The organism is Cobetia amphilecti (genome assembly GCF_032923285.1).
Classification (GTDB): Bacteria; Pseudomonadota; Gammaproteobacteria; order Pseudomonadales; family Halomonadaceae; genus Cobetia; species Cobetia amphilecti.
Window position 1 is genome coordinate 2,736,812 of sequence record NZ_CP136695.1, and the last position, 18,577, is coordinate 2,755,388.

The window sequence follows — 18,577 nt, forward strand, 5'->3', positions numbered from 1 at the left end:
ACCCTGGTGAATCCCGCTGTTGAGTCGCCCTGTCGAGTCCCCCTGTTGAATCACGCTGTTGAATCACGCTGTTGAGTCACCCTGTGGCGCCATCTGGCGTGAGATCGCGGCGACGATACAAGCTGACAGGGACAGGGAAAGGCGCTGCAAGGATGGGAGAAATGACGCCGTCGCCGGACATTTTTACGAAAACTGCAAAAGTCTTTCATCATTTCGTGCGTTTATCACAAAGGTAACTCACGGCAGACTGCACAGCATCCAAGACCCACCCATTGCTGATGGAGAACTGCATGCCCCTTGCCCTGCTGGCGCTGACATTGAGCGCCTTTGCCATCGGGACCACCGAGTTCGTGATCGTCGGACTGGTACCCACCATCGCTCAGGACCTGAGCGTCTCTCTGCCTTCCGCTGGCCTGCTGGTCAGCCTGTATGCCGTCGGTGTCGCCATCGGCGCCCCCGTGCTGACCGCCATGACCGGCCGCTTCAATCGCAAGCTGGTACTGCTGGCCCTGATGGCACTGTTCATCGCCGGCAACCTGCTGGCCTGGCAGGCACCCAGCTACAGCTCGCTGATCACGGCGCGCATCCTGACTGGCCTGGCCCACGGGGTCTTCTTCTCCATCGGCTCCACCATCGCGACAAGCCTGGTGAGCAAGGACAAGGAAGCCAGTGCGATCGCCATCATGTTCACCGGCCTGACCGTGGCACTGGTCACCGGCGTGCCGCTGGGCACCTGGATCGGTCAGCACTTTGGCTGGCGCGCCACCTTCCTCGTGGTCTCGGTCCTCGGTCTGCTGGCATTGATCGGCAGCGCCATCCTGGTGCCCAACAATCTCAAGAAGAGCGTACCGGCCACCTTCGCCCAACAGCTCAAGGTTCTGACCCATCCGCGCCTGCTGCTGGTCTACCTGATCACCATTCTCGGCTACGGCGGCACCTTCACGGCCTTCACCTATCTGGCCCCGCTGCTGCAGGACGTCAGTGGCTTCAATGAAGGCGCCATCAGTCTGATCATGCTGGTCTACGGTATCTCGGTCGCCATCGGCAACATCCAGGGCGGCAAGCTGGCTGACCGCATGGGCCCGATCCGCGCCCTGACCCTGATCTTCGGTGGCCTGATCGTCATCCTCGGCGTGCTGACCTTCACTGCCGCCAACCCGATCACCGCCGTGATCACCATCCTGATCTGGGGTGCCTTCGCCTTCGGCAACGTGCCGGGCCTGCAAGTCTACGTCGTGCAGCAGGCCGAACGCTTCGTGCCGCAGGCCGTTGATGTGGCCTCCGGCCTCAACATCGCCGCCTTCAACATCGGCATCGCACTGGGCTCCATCGTCGGTGGCCAGGTGGTCTCCGGGATGGCACTGACCGACACCGCCTGGATCGGCGCGCTGATCGTCACCGCCGCCCTGCTGCTGACCCTGCTGGCCGGTCGCCTCGACAAGCGTCACGCCTCTTCCATCGCGACCGCCTGATCCGCCGCGAAGCCTCCCGCCATCACGACGTGCCCCCGATTCCGACAGCTCAGCCTGCTGGCTCGGGGCACCGTCGTCTACCCACCTGCTTGCTGAAGGAGTCCACCATGATCTCCCCGTCCCGTCCGCTGGATCGCCTCACCCAAGGCCCCCTGACCCTGGGCGTCGAACTGCCCCTCGACAATGACTGGGTCCGCACTGACAGAGCCCCCTCCACGCCCTTCGGCGTGCCTGACATGCGCGCCCATGCCGAGCTGATCGGTCAGGTCGACAGGCTCGGCTTCCGCGCCGCCTGGCTGCGTGACGTGCCGCTGTTCGACCCCGCCTTCGGCGATGCCGGTCAGGTCTTCGAGCTGTTCACCTACCTGGGCTATCTGGCCAGTCACACCGACAACCTGCTGCTGGGCACTGCCGCCGCGGTGCTGCCACTGCGCCAGCCGTGGCTGGTGAGAAAGGCCGCCGCCAGCGTGCAGGCCCTGAGCGAAGACCGCCTGCTGCTGGGCGTCGCCAGTGGCGACCGACCGGCGGAATACCCGCTGTTCGGCGAAGAGTTCGCGACCCGTGGTGCCGCCTTCCGTCATGCGGTGGATGTCATCAAGGGCCAGGCGGACGACGCCCTGAGCGAAGGTCAGGCCATCCTGCCTGCCGCGACGCGTGCGCCGCTGTTGAGTGCCGGGCTCTCCCAGCAGACCCCCGAGTGGATCGGTCGCGAGATGGACGGCTGGCTGGCCTACCCGGGCACGCCGGAGGACCACATCCGTCGCGTGGCCCTCTGGCGTCAGGTCGCCGGCGACAAGCCCTACGTCAGTTTCATCCACCTCAATCTGGAAGAAGATCCGCACGCCCCGGTGCGTCGTCATCGCTTCGGGTTGTCGAGTGGCCGCCTTGCCCTCATGGAAGAACTGTCGGCCATGCAGGATGCCGGGGTGAATCACATCGGCTTCCACCTGCGTCGCAATCGCCGCCCGCTCACGGAAACCCTCGAGGAACTGGGGCGTGAGGTGCTGCCGCACTTCTCATGAGGGCGCAAGGGTTGCACTGATCTGCCCGGCTGACTGAGCGCACTGGCAAGCCGGGCGGGTCGCGCGGCCTGCCCTCGCCATGGCGGAAAGGATTCATCGTTCACGCTGCAAGGAGATCCCATGTCAAATTCCACAGAGACCACCACACAAGACATCAGTCACAGCGCCACTCGGGCACCCGCCTGGGTATGGCAAGGCCCGGGCGAGCCTGAGACGCTCGAGCAGTCAGAGGTGGACATCGGCGCGCCGGGAGACGACGAGGTACTGGTCGCCACGCGTGCCATCGGCCTCAATCCCGTCGACTGGAAGTTCATGGCGATGGACAGCGAGTTGTGGCAAGCCGGCCAGATTCCCGGCGTCGATGCCTCCGGCGAGGTGATTGCCTGCGGTGCCAATGTCCGCCACGTATCGCCGGGCGATCGCATCGCGGTCCACACCACCCTGGCGGGGCCGGGCACCTTCAGCAAACGCCTGCGTGTCCCGGCGCGCGCCGTGATGCGCCTGCCCGTCACCCTGGGCTTCAATGACGCCGCCGCCTTCCCGTGCCCGGCACTGACCGCCTGGCTTGCGATCGACAAGCTGCCCGTCAAGGCCGGGCGACGCCTGCTGATCACCGGCGCCTCCGGCAGCGTGGGCCGCTGGTTGATCCAGCTGGCCAGACAGCGCAACTTCCACGTCATTGGCGTTGCCTCCGAGAAGCGCCACGCGGACCTCAAGGCGCTGGGCGCCGACGAGACGCTTGCGGACGCCAAGCAGCTGGACGCGCCGGTCTTCGCCGTGATCGATACCGTCAATGGTGATCACGCCCACAAGATGACCCGTCATCTGGGGGCCAATGGCCACATCGTCTGCATTCAGGACCGCCTGGAGCAGGCGGCCGCGCCGGCCTTCGATCGCGCCATCTCGCAGCACGAAGTTGCACTGGGTGCGCTGCACTGGGCGGGTGACGACGAGGACTGGGCACGCCTGGTCGAGGCGGGGGAAGGTCTGCTCGAAGCGATCGCCGATGGCTCCATGAACCAGCCGGCGCCCTGCATCGAGCCGTTCACGGCGCTGCCGGCCTGCCTCGCCGAACTGAAGAGTGGTGAGCGTCGCGCCCTGAAATTCGTGATCACGGCCAACGAATGAGGCGCATGGAGGGCGGCGCAGGATTGTTGCGCAACCGGCACATGACTGATGCGTAGGCACGCCATTGTCGCGCCAGTTTCACAGCCCCAGTAAACACGACACAACACATGGAAACGTCCCCGCCGCACCCGGCGAGAACGTCAACAGGAGTTACCGCATGTCGACTACCCTACCGAATCCCGGCTTTGGCACCTTCCGTCTGGAAGGCGATACCCTGCGTGAGAGCATGAAGGCGGCGCTGGACGCCGGTTATCGTCATTTCGATACCGCCCAGTTCTACGGCAACGAAGCCGAAGTGGGACAGGTGCTCGCCGACAGCGGCATCCCGCGCAGCGAGCTGTTCGTCACCACCAAGATCTGGTACGACCGCCTCCAGCCCGGTGATCTTGAGAAGAGCGTCGAGGAAAGCCTCGAAAAGCTCCAGATGGACTACGTCGACCTGCTGTTGATCCACTGGCCGTCACCCAATGACGAAGTCGCAATGGAGGACTACCTGCCGGCGCTCGCCAAGATGAAGGCCGAGGAGAAGACACGCCATATCGGCATCTCCAACTTCACCTGCGAGCAGATGGAACGCGCCGTCGGCATTCTGGGGCGTGATGAGCTGCTGACCAATCAGGTCGAAGTGCATCCCTTCCTGCAGAACCGAAAGGTACTCGACAAGTGTCAGGAGCTGGGGCTCGAGGTCAGCGCCTTCATGCCGCTGGCCGTCGGCAAGGTGATGGATGACGAGACGCTCAAGATCATCGCGGACCGCCATGGTGTCAGCCCGGCGCAGATCGCTCTGGCGTGGCTGAAGATGCAGGATATCGTGACCTTCCCGTCCTCCACCAAGCCGAAGAACATCCGCAGCAACTTCGAGGCCTTCTCGCTGACACTGACCGGCGAGGACATGGCCAAGATCGCCGAGCTGGACCGCGGCGAGCGTATCGCCAACCCGGACATCGCCCCCGACTGGGACTGATGGACTGAGCCCAACTGACTGAACCTGATCGACGGGTCCAGTGACAAGAAAGCCTCCCGGGCACCCTGCCCGGGAGGCTTTTTCCGTTTCCCCCTGCCATGATTTGATCCCGATGGATGCTCAGCGATCCAGCCAGCAGACACGGGTCACGGCCTCGGTGCCGGGGCGTGGCGCCGCGAAATCATGCTCATGCAGTAGATAGATCACCGTCCTGCCCGCCAGCCAGTCAGCGAGACCCTGCGCGACGCGTTGCGCTGTCGTGGCATCCAGCCCCGAGAAAGGCTCATCCAGCAGCACGAGGCCGGGGTTGGTCAACGCCAGGCGCGCCAGACTGATGCGCCGGGCCTGGCCACCCGACACCTGACGACCGCCCTCACCAACGCGTGTCGCCAGCCCCTGCGGCAGACTCGCGACCCAGTCGGCGAGATCCACCGCGGCCAGCACCCGCCACAGCGCGGCATCATCGGCGTCGGCTGCCCCCAGTCGCAGGTTGTCAGCCAGACTGGCATCGAACAGATCGACCTGCTGGGTGAGGCAGCCGACGCCCTCGGCAATCGCCAGAGGCGCGTAGTGATGCACCTCACGGCCATTGAGTAACACCCGCCCGCCCTGCTCTTCAGTACCCCCGCCCTGCTGTTCATTACATCTGCTCTGCAGGCCGCGGGAGGCTAGGCTGGTCTGCCCGGTCAGCAGCGCCGCCAGCGTCGACTTGCCAGCGCCGGAGGCGCCACAGATCGCGACCTGCGCACCGGCTTCGACAGTGAGCGAGACGTTTGAAAATGCCTCAAACAAGGCGCCCGGATAGCGATAGCTGACCTGCTCCAGCGAGACGCTGATCGGCCCCGCTGACAGGCGAGCATCACCGTGCACGACCCCCGCGGCGTGCTCGATATCGTTGAGGCGCTCCGCGGCGCCAAGCGTCGCCCCGGCCTGGCTGAAGGCCGCCGGCAGCCCCGCCAGCCCCTCACCCAGCGCCATCGCCGCGAGCGGCAGCATCACCAGCATCGGGCCGCTGAGCTGGCCATCGCGCAGGGCGAGCATGCCCATCGCTAGCAACAGCAACCAGGCGAGTCCGATCACCAGCACGGCCAGCGCATTGCCGACGGCACTGATGACCGCCAGCCGCCATTGGTCCGCCAGCAGACGCGCCTCCACCGCCTCCAGCTGCTCACGCACATGGCCAAGCGCCGCGTAGGCCTCGAGTTCGGCATGCCCGCGCAGCGCCTCCATCAGGCTGGAGCGCAATGCCTCGAGAGTGGTCACACGCCGACGGCTGGCCACCAGCCCCCAGCGTGCCTGCCCGAGTGTCAGCCACGCCCAGCCAGTCAACAGCAAGAGCGCCAGCCACGGCGTCGCGCCCGGTAGCCACACCAGCGTGATGCCAAGCAGCGCCACAATCAGCAGCAAGGCCATCACCGGAGGCGCCGCCAGACGCAGATAGAGCGCATCGAGGGTGTCAATATCCGCGGTCAGACGATTGAGCCAGTCACTGGAGCGCCGGGCTGCCAGCCGTGCGGGGTCCATGCTGACCAGCGAGGCAAAGGCACTGCCGCGCAGGCTGGCCAGCAGTCGCAGGATGGTGTCGTGATTGTAGAGACGCTCCAGATAGCGCGAGACGGTGCGCGAGACGGCAAACAGGCGAATCGCGCTGCCCGGCGTGTAGACATCCAGCACGGCGACGGCACCGGCAGCCAGCGCAGCCCCCGTCAGGGCCGACGCCGTGATGAACCACCCCGAGACCGCCAGCAGCCCGAGTGCCGACAGCGCGGTCATTGTCATCAGCACCACGCCCAGCAGCAAGCGACGACGGTAGCGCTCATGCACCCGCCACCAGGGCGCCAGCGTGGCCAGTGCCTCGCGCGTCGAGGGAGTGGAGCCAGGGCCGAGAGTGCGAGCGGGTTCGATCATGATGTGCCCTCCCCAGCATCCTGTGTCTCTCCAATGGTGCCAACGACCCCATCGCGGGTCAGGCACAGCTGACGCGTCGCCATGGCCCTCAAGGCCGGATGGTGGGTGGCGATGACAAGCGTACGGCCTTCTTCGGCCAACGCCTGGAAGCCGGCGATCAGGCGCTGTTCGGTCTCGGCGTCCAGACTGGCGGTCGGCTCGTCGAGCAACACCAGCGGCGCATCGCTCAAGAAGACCCGCGCCAGCGCCAGACGCTGAGCCTGGCCGCCGGACAGCCCACGCCCGCCTTCGCCCAACGGGCTGGCGATGCCCTGCGGCAATGCGGCCAGCACCTCGGTAAGGCCGGCACGCGTCAGCGCCTGCGCGATGTCATCGTCACTGGCGTCTGGCGCGGTGATGCGCAGGTTGTCGGCCAGACTGCCCTGCATCAGCAGCGGCCGTTGATCCATCCAGGCAAGGCGTATGGCCGCATGGCGACGACAGCGGCCTTCATCGGGTGCCACGAATCCCGCCATCAGTTGCAACAGCGATGACTTGCCGGCCCCGGACGGGCCGCTGATCACCAGCACCTCGAGGGTCTTCAAGGTGAGATCCAGCGGGCCAAGCACCCTGCCCCGTCCGGGATGCGTCAGCGTGACGGCCTCCAGCTGCAACATCACATCGCCAGGCAGCGACATACTGGCCGACGCCATCGTGGAGGCCTGACGCGCCGGCGCAATGGGCGTGTCGAGCAGCTCCAGCAGCGAGTCCGCGGCGGCCAAGGCCGAGGCGCGATCATGATAGTGCTGTGACAGGGTGCGCAGCGGCTGGAAGAACTCCGGCGCCAGCAGCAGGATCAGCAGGCCGCTGAACAGGGTCAGCGACTGGGCGGGCCCGAAGGGAATGTCGCCCAGCAGGCCGAAGCCGATATAGATCGCGACCACCGCGATCGACACCGACGAGAAGAACTCCAGTACCGCTGATGAGAGGAAGGCGAGGCGCAGCGTGCGCAGACTGCGGCGGCGATAATCATCGGCGACCAGCGTGACCTCGCGCGTGGCCTGCTCGCCCAAGCCGAACAGGCGCAGCGTGGTGATCCCGCGTACGCGATCGACGAAGTGGCGCGACAGGCGCGCGACCGCGACGAACTGCTCGCGATTGAGCGACTCGGCCCCCATGCCGACCAGCGCCATGAACAGCGGAATCAGCGGCGCGGTCAGCGCGAGCAGAATCGCCGCCAGCCAGTCCTGACTGACCACGATGGCCAGAATCACCAGCGGGCTGATCAGCACCAGGCGCAGCTGGACGTAGAAACGCGCGAAGTAGCCTTCCAACGCCTCGACCTGCTCGACCCAGCGCTGGGCCACATCGGCGCCATGAAACTGCGCGGCGCGCACCGGGCCTAATGCCTGCAGGTGATCCATTACATCTCGACGCACCCGCTGGCGCAGGCGCTGACTGGCTTTTTGGGCACATAGCTCCTGCGCGGCACTCAGCAAGGCACGCACCGCCAGCAGCGCCACCAGGCCGCCGAACGGCCACCACAGGCGAGCCAACGCCGCGGGCTGTTCGATTACCTGAGTGACCAGCCAGGCCAGCAGTACCAGTTGCGCAACCGTTGCCAGCCCCGCCAATGCGCCGCACAGCGCCGCCATAGCCAACAGGCGACGCTCGCGCGTCGCCTGTTGGCTGAGCCACTTGCCGGCAGCCTTGCGTCTGGCCTTGTCGCGCTCCTTGCCAGTGACACTGTCGTCGCTGACGCTGGCGCGCGCCGTGTCATTGCCAGCGGCGCTGGTCGGGGCCTCCTGCGCTGCCCCCTGCGTGAGGTCAGTGATAGCCACCGTCCTGCACCTTGCCGCGGAAGACCCAGTAGCTCCAGGCGGTATAGCCCAGCACGATGGGAATCACGAACAATACGCCGATCAGCAGGAACAGCTGCGCGCCCGGGTCTGACGCCGCATCCCAGATGGTGATGTCCGGCGGCACCAGATACGGCCACTTGCTGAAGATCAGCCCCAGATAGGTGAACAGGAACAGTCCCAGAGTCGCGACGAACGGCTGGCCCTCCAAACGCTTGCTGACGGCACGCCAGATGAAGGCCGCACAGCACAGCGCCAGCACCGGGAAGACCCAGAACATGCCGATATGATTGAACCAGCGCTCCCGCACGTATTCATCGACGAACGGCGTGTAGAGGCTGATGACCCCGAAGCCGACCAGCACGGCAATCAGCAACTTGGGCGTGATGCGATAGGCCCATGCCTGAACCTCGCCTTCACTCTTCAGAATGGTCCAGGTGGCCCCCAGCAGAGCGTAGCCCGCCACCAGCGCGAGCCCGGTGATCACCGTGAAGGGGGTCAGCCAGTCAAAGGCGCCGCCGACATAGACATGGCCTTCGGTGGCAAAGCCCTGGATATAGGTCCCGACCACCACGCCCTGACAGAAGGTCGCCACGTAGGAACCGCCACTGAAGGCGACGTTCCACCAATGCCGATTGCGCGTGGACTTGAAGCGGAATTCAAACGCAATCCCGCGGAAGATCAAGCCGGCCAGCATCAGGAAGACCCCCAGATACAGCGCCGGCAGCAGAATGGAGTACACCGCCGGAAACGCCGCCAGCAAGCCGGCCCCGCCCAGCACCAGCCAGGTTTCATTGCCGTCCCAGACCGGCGCGACCGAATTCATCATCACGTCACGGGCGTGTTCATCCGGGGCGAAGGGATAGAGGATGCCGACCCCGAGATCGAAGCCATCCATCAGGATGTACATCATGATGCCGAAGCCGATGATCAGCGCCCAGATCATGGTCAGATTGATCAGTTCCATGTGCTCAACTCCTTACCGTACGGCTGGCATCATCATCGAGACTCTCGTGCGCGGCGGACAGCGGGCGCATCGCGGTTTCGACATCGTCATGCGGCAGCTCGGGCTGCATGCCGCCACGGATGACGCGCGTCAGGTAGTAGCTACCGGTCACGAAGACCACCAGATAGACCAGGAAGTAGCCGATCAGCGTGGCAAGCACCATCCAGCCGGTCAGTGACGGCGTGACGGCCTCCTGCTGGGTCATCATCTCGTAGACCAGCCACGGAGAGCGTCCGGCCTCGGTGACGAACCACCCGGCCAGCACGGCGAAGAATGGCGCGATCGACATCAGACGCAGCGTCTGCAGGAAGGGGCGCGAGCGGTAGAGCTTGCCATCGCGACGCAGGAACAGGCCGATGAACGCCACCGCGATCATCACCAGCCCCACCGCCACCATCACGCGGAACGACCAGAACACGAACCACACCGGCGGCTGCATGTCGGGCTCGACCTCCTTGAGGCCCGGCACCACGCCATCGGGGTCATGGGTCAGGATCAGGCTGGCCAGCTTCGGGATCGCGATCTCGAAGTGGTTCATCTGGGCCTCCTTGTCCGGCCAGGCGAACAGCAGCAAGGGCGCGCCCGACTGGGTTTCCCAGTTGCCTTCCATCGCCGCGACCTTGGTCGGCTGATGCTCCAGCGTGTTGATGCCGTGCATGTCACCCACCACCGCCTGCGCCGGCGCCAGCACCAGCAGTAGCCACATGCACATGGACAGCGCGCGCTTGTTGGCCTCGACATCACGTCCGATCAGCAGATACCAGGCGCTCACCCCGGCCACCACGAAGCCGCCGGTCAAGAACGAGGCGATCGCCATATGCGTGAAGCGATACGGGAAGGAGGCATTGAAGATGGCCGCACTCCAGTCATTCACGAAGAAGTGGCCATCAATGAAGTCGACGCCCGCCGGTGTCTGCATCCAGCTGTTGGAGGACAGAATCCAGAAGGAGGAGATGAAGGTGCCCAATGACACCATCAGTGCCGCGAACAGGTGGACGCCTTCCGGCACCTTGCCACGCCCGAACAGCAGTACGCCGAGGAAGCCGGCTTCGAGGAAGAAGGCAGTCACCACCTCATAGCTGAGCATCGGGCCGATGAAGTTGGAGGTGGCATAACTGAAGTTGCTCCAGTTGGTGCCGAACTGGAAGGCCATCACGATGCCGGAGACCACGCCCATCGCGAAGACCACGGCGAATACCTTCACCCAGAACGCTGCAAGGCGCTCCCAGGCGGCATTGCCTGTCTTGTAGAAAAGGCCATGCAACAAGGCCACATAGGATGCCAGGCCGATGGTAAACACCGGAAAGACGGCATGAAATGACACGACAAATCCGAACTGTATGCGTGACAGGATCACGGGATCCAGTTCCATGGGCGACTCCTCAGGACTCCAGGGGTTGTACTCTGTTCATCCCGTTGTGGGACGCACAGTCGCAGCGATATCACGGTCAGGCCCGTGACGACAAGGCATACCACCAAACTCCATCGATCATGGCAGTCATCTTTCTACCAGCTGACCCAAAGAGCATAGAAAACACCAGGCTATCGTGCACGATGACGCTTTGCCGCAGGCCCAGCCAACCGATCAATCGCCATGGTGGTGATCGATCAGGCCCGCCATATTGCGTGACAGCATCCACGTATTTTCCACTCGGCATGCTCAGGCTTGCCATCTATATTTCGCCGCACATCCGCCTTTATTGACGTACATCAAGAGAAACACAAGACGAGCATCGGATTCGACCAATGAAGCTGATCGTGCCCGAATTAGGTGATAGAACAGAAAGTATCAAGTAGCGCAGCCGTGACAAGGGAGGCCAGGTCGACATGAACGTCTATTCCTCCAATATTGCGGTCGACTCTGCCACGACCTCCTCTTCGTCCAACGTCTTTCCTGCCTCTATCTTTTCATCTTCATCAGTCTCCCCAGCGACTTCTACGCCATCGGCTTCTGTCGCCTCGACCTCTGAAGCCTCGATCTCTGCAGCTCCGACGCCTGACTCAGCTCCTTCGTCGGCGCATGATAAAGATCTGCATACACTCGCTGAGGCAGGCTCAGGCTCCGTTGCCATGGGCAAGGTCATTGCCGTACGCGGGGCTGTGGTGGATGTCACCTTCCTCACATCTGAACTACCGGCGCTCAAGACGGCGTTGTTCATCGAGCGTGCGGACCGGCCCACTCTGATACTTGAAATACACAGTCATCTAAGTGTCGACACGCTGCGTGCGGTGGCCTTTGACTCCACCGCCGGGCTGGCACGCGGTCAAGCCGTCCACGCCACCGGCAGTCCGGTCAGTGTCCCCGTGGGAGACGCCGTGCTCGGTCGGTTGCTCAATGTCGTGGGTGACACGCGTGACAATGGCCCAGTCCTGCCTGCTGACACCCCACGACGCCCCATCCATGCCCTGGCCCCTGCCCTTGATTCACAGATAGGGGCCAGCGAGATGTTCGAGACCGGCATCAAGATCATCGACCTGCTGACGCCGATGGCCCAGGGTGGCAAGGCTGCGATGTTCGGCGGTGCCGGTGTTGGCAAGACGGTGCTGGTGATGGAGCTGATCCGTGCCATGGTCGAGAAATACCAGGGTATTTCGGTTTTCGCCGGTATCGGCGAGCGCTCCCGCGAGGGCCATGAGTTGCTCACCGAAATGAAGAGCTCCGGCGTTCTCGAACGCAGCGTGCTGGTCTATGGCCAGATGAACGAGCCGCCCGGCGCCCGCTGGCGTGCACCATTGACGGCCTTGACCATGGCGGAATACTTCCGCGACCAGCAACACCGCAACGTGCTACTGCTGATGGATAACGTCTTTCGCTTCGTGCAAGCCGGTGCGGAAGTTTCCAGTCTGCTGGGGCGACTGCCTTCACGCGTCGGCTATCAACCGACGCTGGCCAGTGAAGTCGCAAGTCTGCAGGAGCGTATCGCATCGGTCGCAGGCTCGGCCGTGACGGCAATCCAGGCCGTCTACGTACCCGCGGATGACTTCACCGACCCGGCAGTGACGACGATTTCCAGTCATATGGACTGCGTCATCATGCTGTCGCGCAACATGGCGGCGGAAGGCTTCTACCCCGCGATTGACCCGCTGGAATCCTCTTCGATGTTGCTGGACCCGCTGGTGGTAGGTGAAACGCATTACCAGGTCGCCGATGAGGTTCGCCGCACGCTGGCGCGCTTTCGCGAGCTGGCCGACATCATCTCGTTGTTGGGCGTCGAGGAGTTGGGGGCTGCAGATCGCCTGGTAGTGGTCCGTGCGCGTCGTCTGCAGCGCTTCTTGACCCAGCCATTCATGGTCACCGAAGCCTTCACCGGCTCTCCCGGCGCCAGCGTGCCCCTGGCTGACACCTTGGCCGGCTGCCGCGCCATCCTGGCAGGTGAGACCGATGACTGGGCCGAGAGCTCTCTGTACATGGTCGGCAGCCTTGACGCCGCGCAGTGCAAGGAAGCCTCGAGCTCAAGGGGTGGCGCATGAAGCTCTCCATCGTCACACCGCTGAGCATCATCGTCGAACAAGACATCGACAGTCTGCGCGCCGAGGATCCCAGCGGCAGCTTCGGCATCCTCAAGGGCCACTGCGACTTCATGACGGCACTCAGCATCTCGGCCATCAGCTGGCGACTGGGAGCTGAGCAACACTTCTGTGCGCTACGTGGCGGCGTGCTCACCCTCCGCCAAGGTGACATCACGATCGCAACCCGCGAAGCCGTGACTGGCGATGACCTGGAGACATTGGATCGCCAGGTACTGACACGCTTTCGTGAAGACCGGGAGCATGAGCGGCACGAGCATGTCGAGGGCCTTCGGCTCCAGCTCAATGCCCTGCGCCAGATGGTGGCGCGACGTGGCAAAGCCAAGAGAGAGTGGCGATGAAAGTGCCACACAAACCTGCACCGAGTGCACGGGCAACAAGAGACGCCACGCCCCACGGTGACAATGATCCTCTGCTAAATGCCGTTCGCCGCAAGCGAGAACGCCACTCACGCTGGCTACGCGAGGGAGATCTTTCCGTCGGCCGCCGTCTGGCGCAGATCGGCGTGCTGGGCTGGATCATCATCACGCCTACGCTGGCTGGTCTTTATCTTGGTCGCTGGCTCGATGGCCGACTGGCAACTGACATCTTCTGGAGTGCTCCCCTGATGATGGCCGGGGTGGCGATCGGCGGCTGGTCCGCCTGGAAATGGATGAACGCACGATGATCGACATGACGGACATGCCCCAGGTGCTGGTGCTGCGAGAACTGCTGGCGCACTGGCTGAGTGAGATACCCGCCAGCGTGCTGTATCCGGCATGTCTGATCGGTGGCCTGTTGCTGGGACATGGCTATTTTCATGCGCTGAAACGGACGGCAGAGCTGATCGTCCGCCAGACAAACCCGATGCTCGGCGTGCTGCTGACCCTGGGACGACTGACCTTGATGACACTGGGTCTGCTGCTGGCCGTGCAGGCGGGAGCTACCGCCTTGCTGGTCACTCTGATCGGCATCCTCATCGCCAAGGCAGGGCACATGCGCAAGCCACCGCCTGTCAGTTTGCGGCCAGACAGCTTACGACAAGGCAGCTTGAGGCCAGACAAGCTCCGATCTGACGAGCTCAAATCAGGCACGCTCCCACCAGGAAAGCCACGGGAGACTCAGTCATGAACTCTCCTCTGGAATCACAGCCCCTGTTTTACCTCGGCCCCCTGCCGATCACCCAGGCCATCGTGACCAGCTGGGCCATCATGGCCATTCTGGTGATCGGAAGCTATCTGCTGACGCGCCATCTGACGCGATTGCCCGACAAACGCCAGGCAGCGCTTGAGCTGATGGTCTCGGTGCTCGACCTCCAGATTCGTGAGACTAGCGGTGCGTCACCGGCCCCCTACCGCAGCTTCATCGGCAGCCTGTTCCTGTTCATTCTCGTCGCCAACGGATCTTCGCTGCTGCCAGGGGTCGAGCCCCCTACTGCCCAGATGGAGACCGATGTGGCGCTGGCACTACTGGTCTTCGTGTCAGTGGTCTGGTTCGGGATACGCAGCAATGGTGTGCGTGGCTACCTGCGCTCGTTTGCGGCACCCAATGCCGTGATGATTCCACTAAACATGATGGAGAGTGTGACCCGCACCTTCTCGATGTTCGTGCGCCTGTTCGGCAACGTGATGAGTGGCGTGTTCATCATCGGCATCGTCGCTTCACTGGCGGGGCTGCTGGTACCTATCCCCTTGATGGCGCTGGACTTGCTCACCGGTCTGGTACAGGCCTATATCTTCGCGATTCTGGCGCTGGTGTTCATCACCTCGACCATCGAGGAAGGACAGGCAAGGAATCATTGACACTCGTGGCAGGGAATCGTGTTGGGGGGCTTCTCCAAGACCTGTCTCAAGTGATGGCGGAAAGGCCTGTCAGAACAATCCCCGTACGATCCGCCACACCGCTGTTGACCAGTACATATATTGACCACTGCTTAAAGAGACAAGGAGTCGAAATGGACCTGATAGCTTTCGCCAGCATCATCGGGGCAGCGTTTGCCGTGGCCTTCGGTGCCATTGGCCCTGCCCTCGCCGAGGGACGCGCCGTCGCCGCGGCAATGGATGCCATCGCTCGCCAGCCCGAGGCTGCCAACACCATCTCGCGCACGTTGTTCGTCGGTCTGGCCATGATCGAGACGACCGCCATCTACTGTCTGGTCATCTCGTTGCTGCTGCTGTTCGCCAACCCCTTGCTGGGATGACGCCATGACCATCGACTGGTGGGGTATCGGTCTGCAGGCACTCAATGTCCTGATTCTGACCTGGCTGTTGTCACGAGTGTTGTGGCGACCGATCGTCAATGCCATTGAGCAGCGTCGCGCCGCCATCCAAGCCGAGCTGGAGACTGCCAGTGCGACACAGACCAGAGCAGAGGCTCTCCTGGCCGAGGTCGAGCAGACGCGGGCACAGCTCATGGCGGAGTGCGGCTCCATACGCGAGGCTCGCCTGAGTGAAGCCGCCGCCAGCGCCGATGCGCTCCTCAGCAGTGCTCACCAGCAGGTAGAACGCTTGCAGCAGCAAGCGCAGTCCCAGATCACGCAGCAACGCCATCAGGCACGTCAGCAAGATGTGCGAGACGCCACTACATTGGCGGTGGATATCGCGACGCGTCTACTCAAGCAGCTCAACGGCCAGAGTCTTGATGAGGCATTTCGCACACGACTGCTGGACTCCCTGGCATCGATGTCAGCGACGCAACGCGAGGCGTTGGTCACCACGCAGGAACCTATCCACGTGGTCTCCGTCGCGACACTGCCCCTCCATGAGCAGCACGCATTGAGAGACGCCATTGCCGACACGTTGGGCCAACAGGCAAGGATAGCCTTCGAGTGCGACCCTGAGATGATCGCGGGGCTGGAATTGCGTTCCGCGCATTTCGTGCTGCACAACAGCTGGCGTGCCGACCTCAGAAGCGTCGACAGGGAGATGCAGGATGTCATCTGATCAGACACCGAGCTGGCTGCTGGCGGCAAAAGAGGCACTGGAAGATGCCCCTCTGGGAGTCCACGCCGAGCAACATGGACGCGTCGAGGAGATCGCCGACGGTGTCGCCACCATCTCCGGTTTGCCCGATGTCGGCCTGGAGGAAGTCCTGCACTTTGCACGTGGCCAGCTGGGGTTCGTGCAGGTACTCGATGAGGACCGCATCGGCTGCGTACTGCTTGACACCTTCGATGCCGGCAATGCCGTCGAAGCTGGCGATGCCGTCCATGCCAGCGGAGACGTCGTGCAGGTACCGGTGGGGGAGGTATTGCTGGGCCGCGTGGTGGACCCGCTTGGCCGCCCGCTGGATGACCTTGGGCCCCTCGAGAGTGAACTGCACTGGCCCATCGAACGACCGGCCCCCTCGATCATCGAACGTGAACTGGTCACCGAACCCGTGCAGACCGGCATTCTGGCCATCGATACCTTGTTCGCACTGGGGCGCGGTCAGCGCGAATTAATCGTTGGCGATCATGCCACCGGCAAGACGACGCTGGCCATCGACACCCTGATTGCCCAGCGCGACAACGACATGGTGTGTGTGTACGTCGCGGTAGGCCAGAAGACCTCCAGCGTGAGGCGTGTGATCGATGCACTCTCCGCTCACGGCAACTTCTCGCGCTGTATCGTGATGGTGGCCGGCTCGGCCACGGCGCCCGGTCTGCAATGGATCGCGCCCTACGCGGGGATGACCATGGCGGAGTACTTCCGCGACAACGGACAACATGCCGTGATCGTGATCGACGACCTCTCCAAACACGCCGCGACCCATCGCGAGATTGCACTGCTGACGCGCCAGTCGCCAGGTCGCGAGGCCTATCCCGGCGATGTCTTCTATCTGCATGCACGCCTGTTGGAGCGTGCCGCCAGACTCTCGTCCGAATGTGGCGGTGGCTCCCTGACCGCCCTGCCCATCGCCGAGACGGACTCGGGCAATCTCTCGGCCTATATCCCCACCAATCTGATCTCGATCACTGACGGCCAGGTGGTGATGGACGCCGCACTCTTCCATCAAGGCCAGAAACCGGCAGTTGATGTCGGTCTGAGCGTCAGCCGAGTCGGCGGCAAGACGCAAGCTGTCGCGCTGCGCAAGGCCGCGGGCACCCTGCGTCTGGATTATGCCCAGTTTCTCGAACTGGAGGTCTTCACGCGGTTCGGCGGCATGCCGGATGGCCGGGTCCGCGACCAACTCAAGCGTGGTGAGCGTATTCGCGCCCTCCTGCATCAACCACAACATATGCCGTTGCGCCTGGTGGATGAGGTCGCATTGCTGCTGGCACTGCATGCCGGACACTTCGATGACCTGCCGGTCGGCTTCCTTCCCGCCCTCGTTCGCGAACTGCCGGCCGCACTGGACCGCGATGCAGCGTCGGGAGTCGCCGAGTTGAGCGCTGACACACATGCACCTTGCAGCGACGCGACGCATGATCGTCTGCTGACAGCGGTGACAAGTCTGATGGGCAGAATCAGTGAGGCCGAAAAATGAGCGAACGCATGGCCGAGATCAGCGCCCATATCGACAGCGTTCGCCAATTGGGCTCCGTGGTGAACGCGATCAAGGGGATTGCCGCTGCACGTGCTCGCAACGCCCGCGCCGAGGTGCAGGCAGTGGATCGCTACAGCGCGGTGATAGTCGAAGCAGTGGTGTCAGCATTCGGTCACGATATTGCCACCTGCACTCACGACACTCGTAAGCAGGAGCCTGCCAGTGATGATGCAAGCACCGGGTGGTTGCTGTTTCTGGCCGAACAGGGTTTTGCCGGCGCCTTCAGTGAGCGACTCCTGGACAGCCTCGGCACTGCGCTCGGTTCCGCCCCTCTCATGGTGGTGGGAACACGCGGACTCTCGATACTGGCCGCACGCGAGATCACGCCATTGTGGTCGGCGCCCATGCCATCCCACTCGCCTGGCATCCCGGCACTGGCCGACACCCTGACGACAGTCATCCATGATCAACTAAGCAAAGGGCATTTTGAGCGCCTGGAGCTGGTGTATACCCGCTGGGAAGGGGGGGCACCACAGCGGGTACATCGCCGCCTGCTGCCACTGGAGCTTGAGAGCTTCGCGCCAGGGAGTCCCCAGGACGCGCGCATATCAACGCCTCACACCGCTGCCAGACCACGGGAGCGTCCTCTGCTGCAATTGCCCCCTGCGCAGCTGCTTGAGCAACTTTATCAAGATGTGGTGCATGCCCAACTCTGCCAGGCGGCACTGCACGCCTTCGCCGCCGAGAACGAGGCGCGCATGCAAGCCATGGCCTCCGCCGCCAGCCAAATAGAGCGAGAACTTGCCGACTACAAGACCACACTGCAGCAGGTACGCCAAGAAACGATTACCGCTGAAATCATCGAGCTGGGCAAGGGCGCCAGCAGCACTGAACGCAAGACCCGCTAATGCCAACACCAGACAGGATCACTGACGAAGATCAGGCTGCCATCGCCAGTACGCAGGCATGATCGGATCAGACCGCACACCGTCTCGCACGAAGTGTGCCCAAATCAAGATGCCCCCAGTCAAGGTGCGTCTCAACAGGAGGTGCCATGCAGTCGCCAGCCCAGCCCGGTGCATCGAGCTATCATCTGTCTCAGCGCGAGGGTGGCGCAGAAGCCACTTGCACGACACAGACCAGCACCGTGTCACACGCGATCGAGGGTGACGATGAGACAACGCTTGCACCATCGCTTTACGACACAATCGACCGCATCGTGCATGCAGGAGTCGCCAGGTCCACCCTGGGCCTTTCCCCCTCGG

General features: G+C 63.5%; 17 protein-coding genes and 1 pseudogene. 14 read left to right on the forward strand and 4 right to left on the reverse strand.

Features of this window, described 5'->3' with window-relative positions:
• Positions 1-290: 290 nt before the first annotated feature.
• The 4 genes from R1T44_RS11695 to dkgB all read left to right on the forward strand — a co-directional run bounded on the left by R1T44_RS11695 (position 291) and on the right by dkgB (position 4,586).
• Positions 291-1,472: an MFS transporter gene (locus tag R1T44_RS11695; RefSeq protein WP_317292085.1), complete on the forward strand. Its 1,182-nt coding sequence runs from the start codon at positions 291-293 to the stop codon at positions 1,470-1,472.
• 107 nt (positions 1,473-1,579) lie between these two features.
• Complete coding sequence (locus R1T44_RS11700) at positions 1,580-2,494, forward strand: TIGR03571 family LLM class oxidoreductase (protein ID WP_153635969.1); 915 nt, start codon at positions 1,580-1,582, stop codon at positions 2,492-2,494.
• Between the two features lie 120 nt (positions 2,495-2,614).
• Positions 2,615-3,622, forward strand: a complete 1,008-nt coding sequence (locus tag R1T44_RS11705; protein WP_317292086.1) for an alcohol dehydrogenase catalytic domain-containing protein — start codon at positions 2,615-2,617, stop codon at positions 3,620-3,622.
• Positions 3,623-3,779: 157 nt separating this feature from the next.
• Positions 3,780-4,586, forward strand: a complete 807-nt coding sequence (dkgB, locus tag R1T44_RS11710; protein ID WP_153635971.1) for a 2,5-didehydrogluconate reductase DkgB — start codon at positions 3,780-3,782, stop codon at positions 4,584-4,586.
• Positions 4,587-4,706: 120 nt separating this feature from the next.
• Here dkgB and R1T44_RS11715 read toward each other — a convergent pair whose 3' ends face one another.
• Genes R1T44_RS11715 through R1T44_RS11730 form a run of 4 tightly spaced genes read right to left on the reverse strand, consistent with a single transcriptional unit; the run spans position 4,707 to position 10,710 of the window.
• Positions 4,707-6,494, reverse strand: coding sequence for an amino acid ABC transporter ATP-binding/permease protein (locus R1T44_RS11715; RefSeq protein ID WP_153635972.1), 1,788 nt, complete (start codon positions 6,492-6,494; stop codon positions 4,707-4,709).
• Positions 6,491-8,314 (reverse strand): thiol reductant ABC exporter subunit CydD, encoded by a 1,824-nt coding sequence (gene cydD / locus R1T44_RS11720; protein WP_317292087.1) that lies wholly within the window; start codon positions 8,312-8,314, stop codon positions 6,491-6,493. The genes R1T44_RS11715 and cydD overlap by 4 nt, the downstream gene beginning before the upstream one ends.
• Positions 8,301-9,299, reverse strand: coding sequence for a cytochrome d ubiquinol oxidase subunit II (gene cydB, locus R1T44_RS11725; protein ID WP_288387901.1), 999 nt, complete (start codon positions 9,297-9,299; stop codon positions 8,301-8,303). The genes cydD and cydB overlap by 14 nt, the downstream gene beginning before the upstream one ends.
• Positions 9,300-9,303: 4 nt before the next feature.
• Positions 9,304-10,710 (reverse strand): cytochrome ubiquinol oxidase subunit I, encoded by a 1,407-nt coding sequence (locus R1T44_RS11730; RefSeq protein ID WP_054557186.1) that lies wholly within the window; start codon positions 10,708-10,710, stop codon positions 9,304-9,306.
• Positions 10,711-11,408: 698 nt separating this feature from the next.
• Between R1T44_RS11730 and atpD the strand changes: the two genes are divergently transcribed.
• The 10 genes and pseudogenes from atpD to R1T44_RS17535 form a co-directional block, all read left to right on the forward strand.
• Positions 11,409-12,809, forward strand: a complete 1,401-nt coding sequence (gene atpD, locus R1T44_RS11735) for a F0F1 ATP synthase subunit beta (protein ID WP_131432225.1) — start codon at positions 11,409-11,411, stop codon at positions 12,807-12,809.
• Positions 12,806-13,207, forward strand: a complete 402-nt coding sequence (locus R1T44_RS11740; protein WP_153635975.1) for a F0F1 ATP synthase subunit epsilon — start codon at positions 12,806-12,808, stop codon at positions 13,205-13,207. Before atpD ends, R1T44_RS11740 begins: the two co-directional genes overlap by 4 nt.
• Positions 13,204-13,533, forward strand: coding sequence for an AtpZ/AtpI family protein (locus tag R1T44_RS11745; RefSeq protein WP_153635976.1), 330 nt, complete (start codon positions 13,204-13,206; stop codon positions 13,531-13,533). Before R1T44_RS11740 ends, R1T44_RS11745 begins: the two co-directional genes overlap by 4 nt.
• Entirely contained in the window at positions 13,530-13,976 is a 447-nt protein-coding gene (locus R1T44_RS11750; RefSeq protein WP_172978682.1) for an N-ATPase subunit AtpR, read from the forward strand. Before R1T44_RS11745 ends, R1T44_RS11750 begins: the two co-directional genes overlap by 4 nt.
• The gene (locus tag R1T44_RS11755) at positions 13,973-14,647 is read left to right on the forward strand and encodes a F0F1 ATP synthase subunit A (protein WP_131432228.1); all 675 of its coding nucleotides are present in this window, start codon (positions 13,973-13,975) and stop codon (positions 14,645-14,647) included. Before R1T44_RS11750 ends, R1T44_RS11755 begins: the two co-directional genes overlap by 4 nt.
• A gap of 152 nt (positions 14,648-14,799) precedes the next feature.
• Positions 14,800-15,045: a F0F1 ATP synthase subunit C gene (locus tag R1T44_RS11760; RefSeq protein ID WP_107334590.1), complete on the forward strand. Its 246-nt coding sequence runs from the start codon at positions 14,800-14,802 to the stop codon at positions 15,043-15,045.
• Positions 15,046-15,049: 4 nt separating this feature from the next.
• A complete protein-coding gene (locus tag R1T44_RS11765; protein WP_153635978.1) occupies positions 15,050-15,787 on the forward strand; it encodes a F0F1 ATP synthase subunit delta in 738 nt (245 codons plus the stop codon).
• Entirely contained in the window at positions 15,777-17,312 is a 1,536-nt protein-coding gene (locus R1T44_RS11770) for a F0F1 ATP synthase subunit alpha (RefSeq protein ID WP_153635979.1), read from the forward strand. Before R1T44_RS11765 ends, R1T44_RS11770 begins: the two co-directional genes overlap by 11 nt.
• 8 nt (positions 17,313-17,320) lie before the next feature.
• Entirely contained in the window at positions 17,321-18,220 is a 900-nt protein-coding gene (locus R1T44_RS11775; protein ID WP_317292088.1) for a F0F1 ATP synthase subunit gamma, read from the forward strand.
• 146 nt (positions 18,221-18,366) lie between these two features.
• Positions 18,367-18,576, forward strand: a pseudogene (locus R1T44_RS17535) (poly-beta-hydroxybutyrate polymerase N-terminal domain-containing protein); the annotation flags it as partial.
• Position 18,577: the final 1 nt, after the last annotated feature.

What these genes read in the sequence shown, in the direction of transcription:
- R1T44_RS11695 (WP_317292085.1), top strand. Translation starts at nt 291, where the DNA reads ATGCCCCTTGCCCTGCTGGCGCTGACATTGAGCGCCTTTGCCATCGGG.
- R1T44_RS11700 (WP_153635969.1), top strand. Translation starts at nt 1,580, where the DNA reads ATGATCTCCCCGTCCCGTCCGCTGGATCGCCTCACCCAAGGCCCCCTG.
- R1T44_RS11705 (WP_317292086.1), top strand. Translation starts at nt 2,615, where the DNA reads ATGTCAAATTCCACAGAGACCACCACACAAGACATCAGTCACAGCGCC.
- dkgB (WP_153635971.1), top strand. Translation starts at nt 3,780, where the DNA reads ATGTCGACTACCCTACCGAATCCCGGCTTTGGCACCTTCCGTCTGGAA.
- R1T44_RS11715 (WP_153635972.1), bottom strand. Translation starts at nt 6,494, where the DNA reads ATGATCGAACCCGCTCGCACTCTCGGCCCTGGCTCCACTCCCTCGACG.
- cydB (WP_288387901.1), bottom strand. Translation starts at nt 9,299, where the DNA reads ATGGAACTGATCAATCTGACCATGATCTGGGCGCTGATCATCGGCTTC.
- R1T44_RS11730 (WP_054557186.1), bottom strand. Translation starts at nt 10,710, where the DNA reads ATGGAACTGGATCCCGTGATCCTGTCACGCATACAGTTCGGATTTGTC.
- atpD (WP_131432225.1), top strand. Translation starts at nt 11,409, where the DNA reads ATGGGCAAGGTCATTGCCGTACGCGGGGCTGTGGTGGATGTCACCTTC.
- R1T44_RS11740 (WP_153635975.1), top strand. Translation starts at nt 12,806, where the DNA reads ATGAAGCTCTCCATCGTCACACCGCTGAGCATCATCGTCGAACAAGAC.
- R1T44_RS11745 (WP_153635976.1), top strand. Translation starts at nt 13,204, where the DNA reads ATGAAAGTGCCACACAAACCTGCACCGAGTGCACGGGCAACAAGAGAC.
- R1T44_RS11750 (WP_172978682.1), top strand. Translation starts at nt 13,530, where the DNA reads ATGATCGACATGACGGACATGCCCCAGGTGCTGGTGCTGCGAGAACTG.
- R1T44_RS11755 (WP_131432228.1), top strand. Translation starts at nt 13,973, where the DNA reads ATGAACTCTCCTCTGGAATCACAGCCCCTGTTTTACCTCGGCCCCCTG.
- R1T44_RS11760 (WP_107334590.1), top strand. Translation starts at nt 14,800, where the DNA reads ATGGACCTGATAGCTTTCGCCAGCATCATCGGGGCAGCGTTTGCCGTG.
- R1T44_RS11765 (WP_153635978.1), top strand. Translation starts at nt 15,050, where the DNA reads ATGACCATCGACTGGTGGGGTATCGGTCTGCAGGCACTCAATGTCCTG.
- R1T44_RS11770 (WP_153635979.1), top strand. Translation starts at nt 15,777, where the DNA reads ATGTCATCTGATCAGACACCGAGCTGGCTGCTGGCGGCAAAAGAGGCA.
- R1T44_RS11775 (WP_317292088.1), top strand. Translation starts at nt 17,321, where the DNA reads ATGGCCGAGATCAGCGCCCATATCGACAGCGTTCGCCAATTGGGCTCC.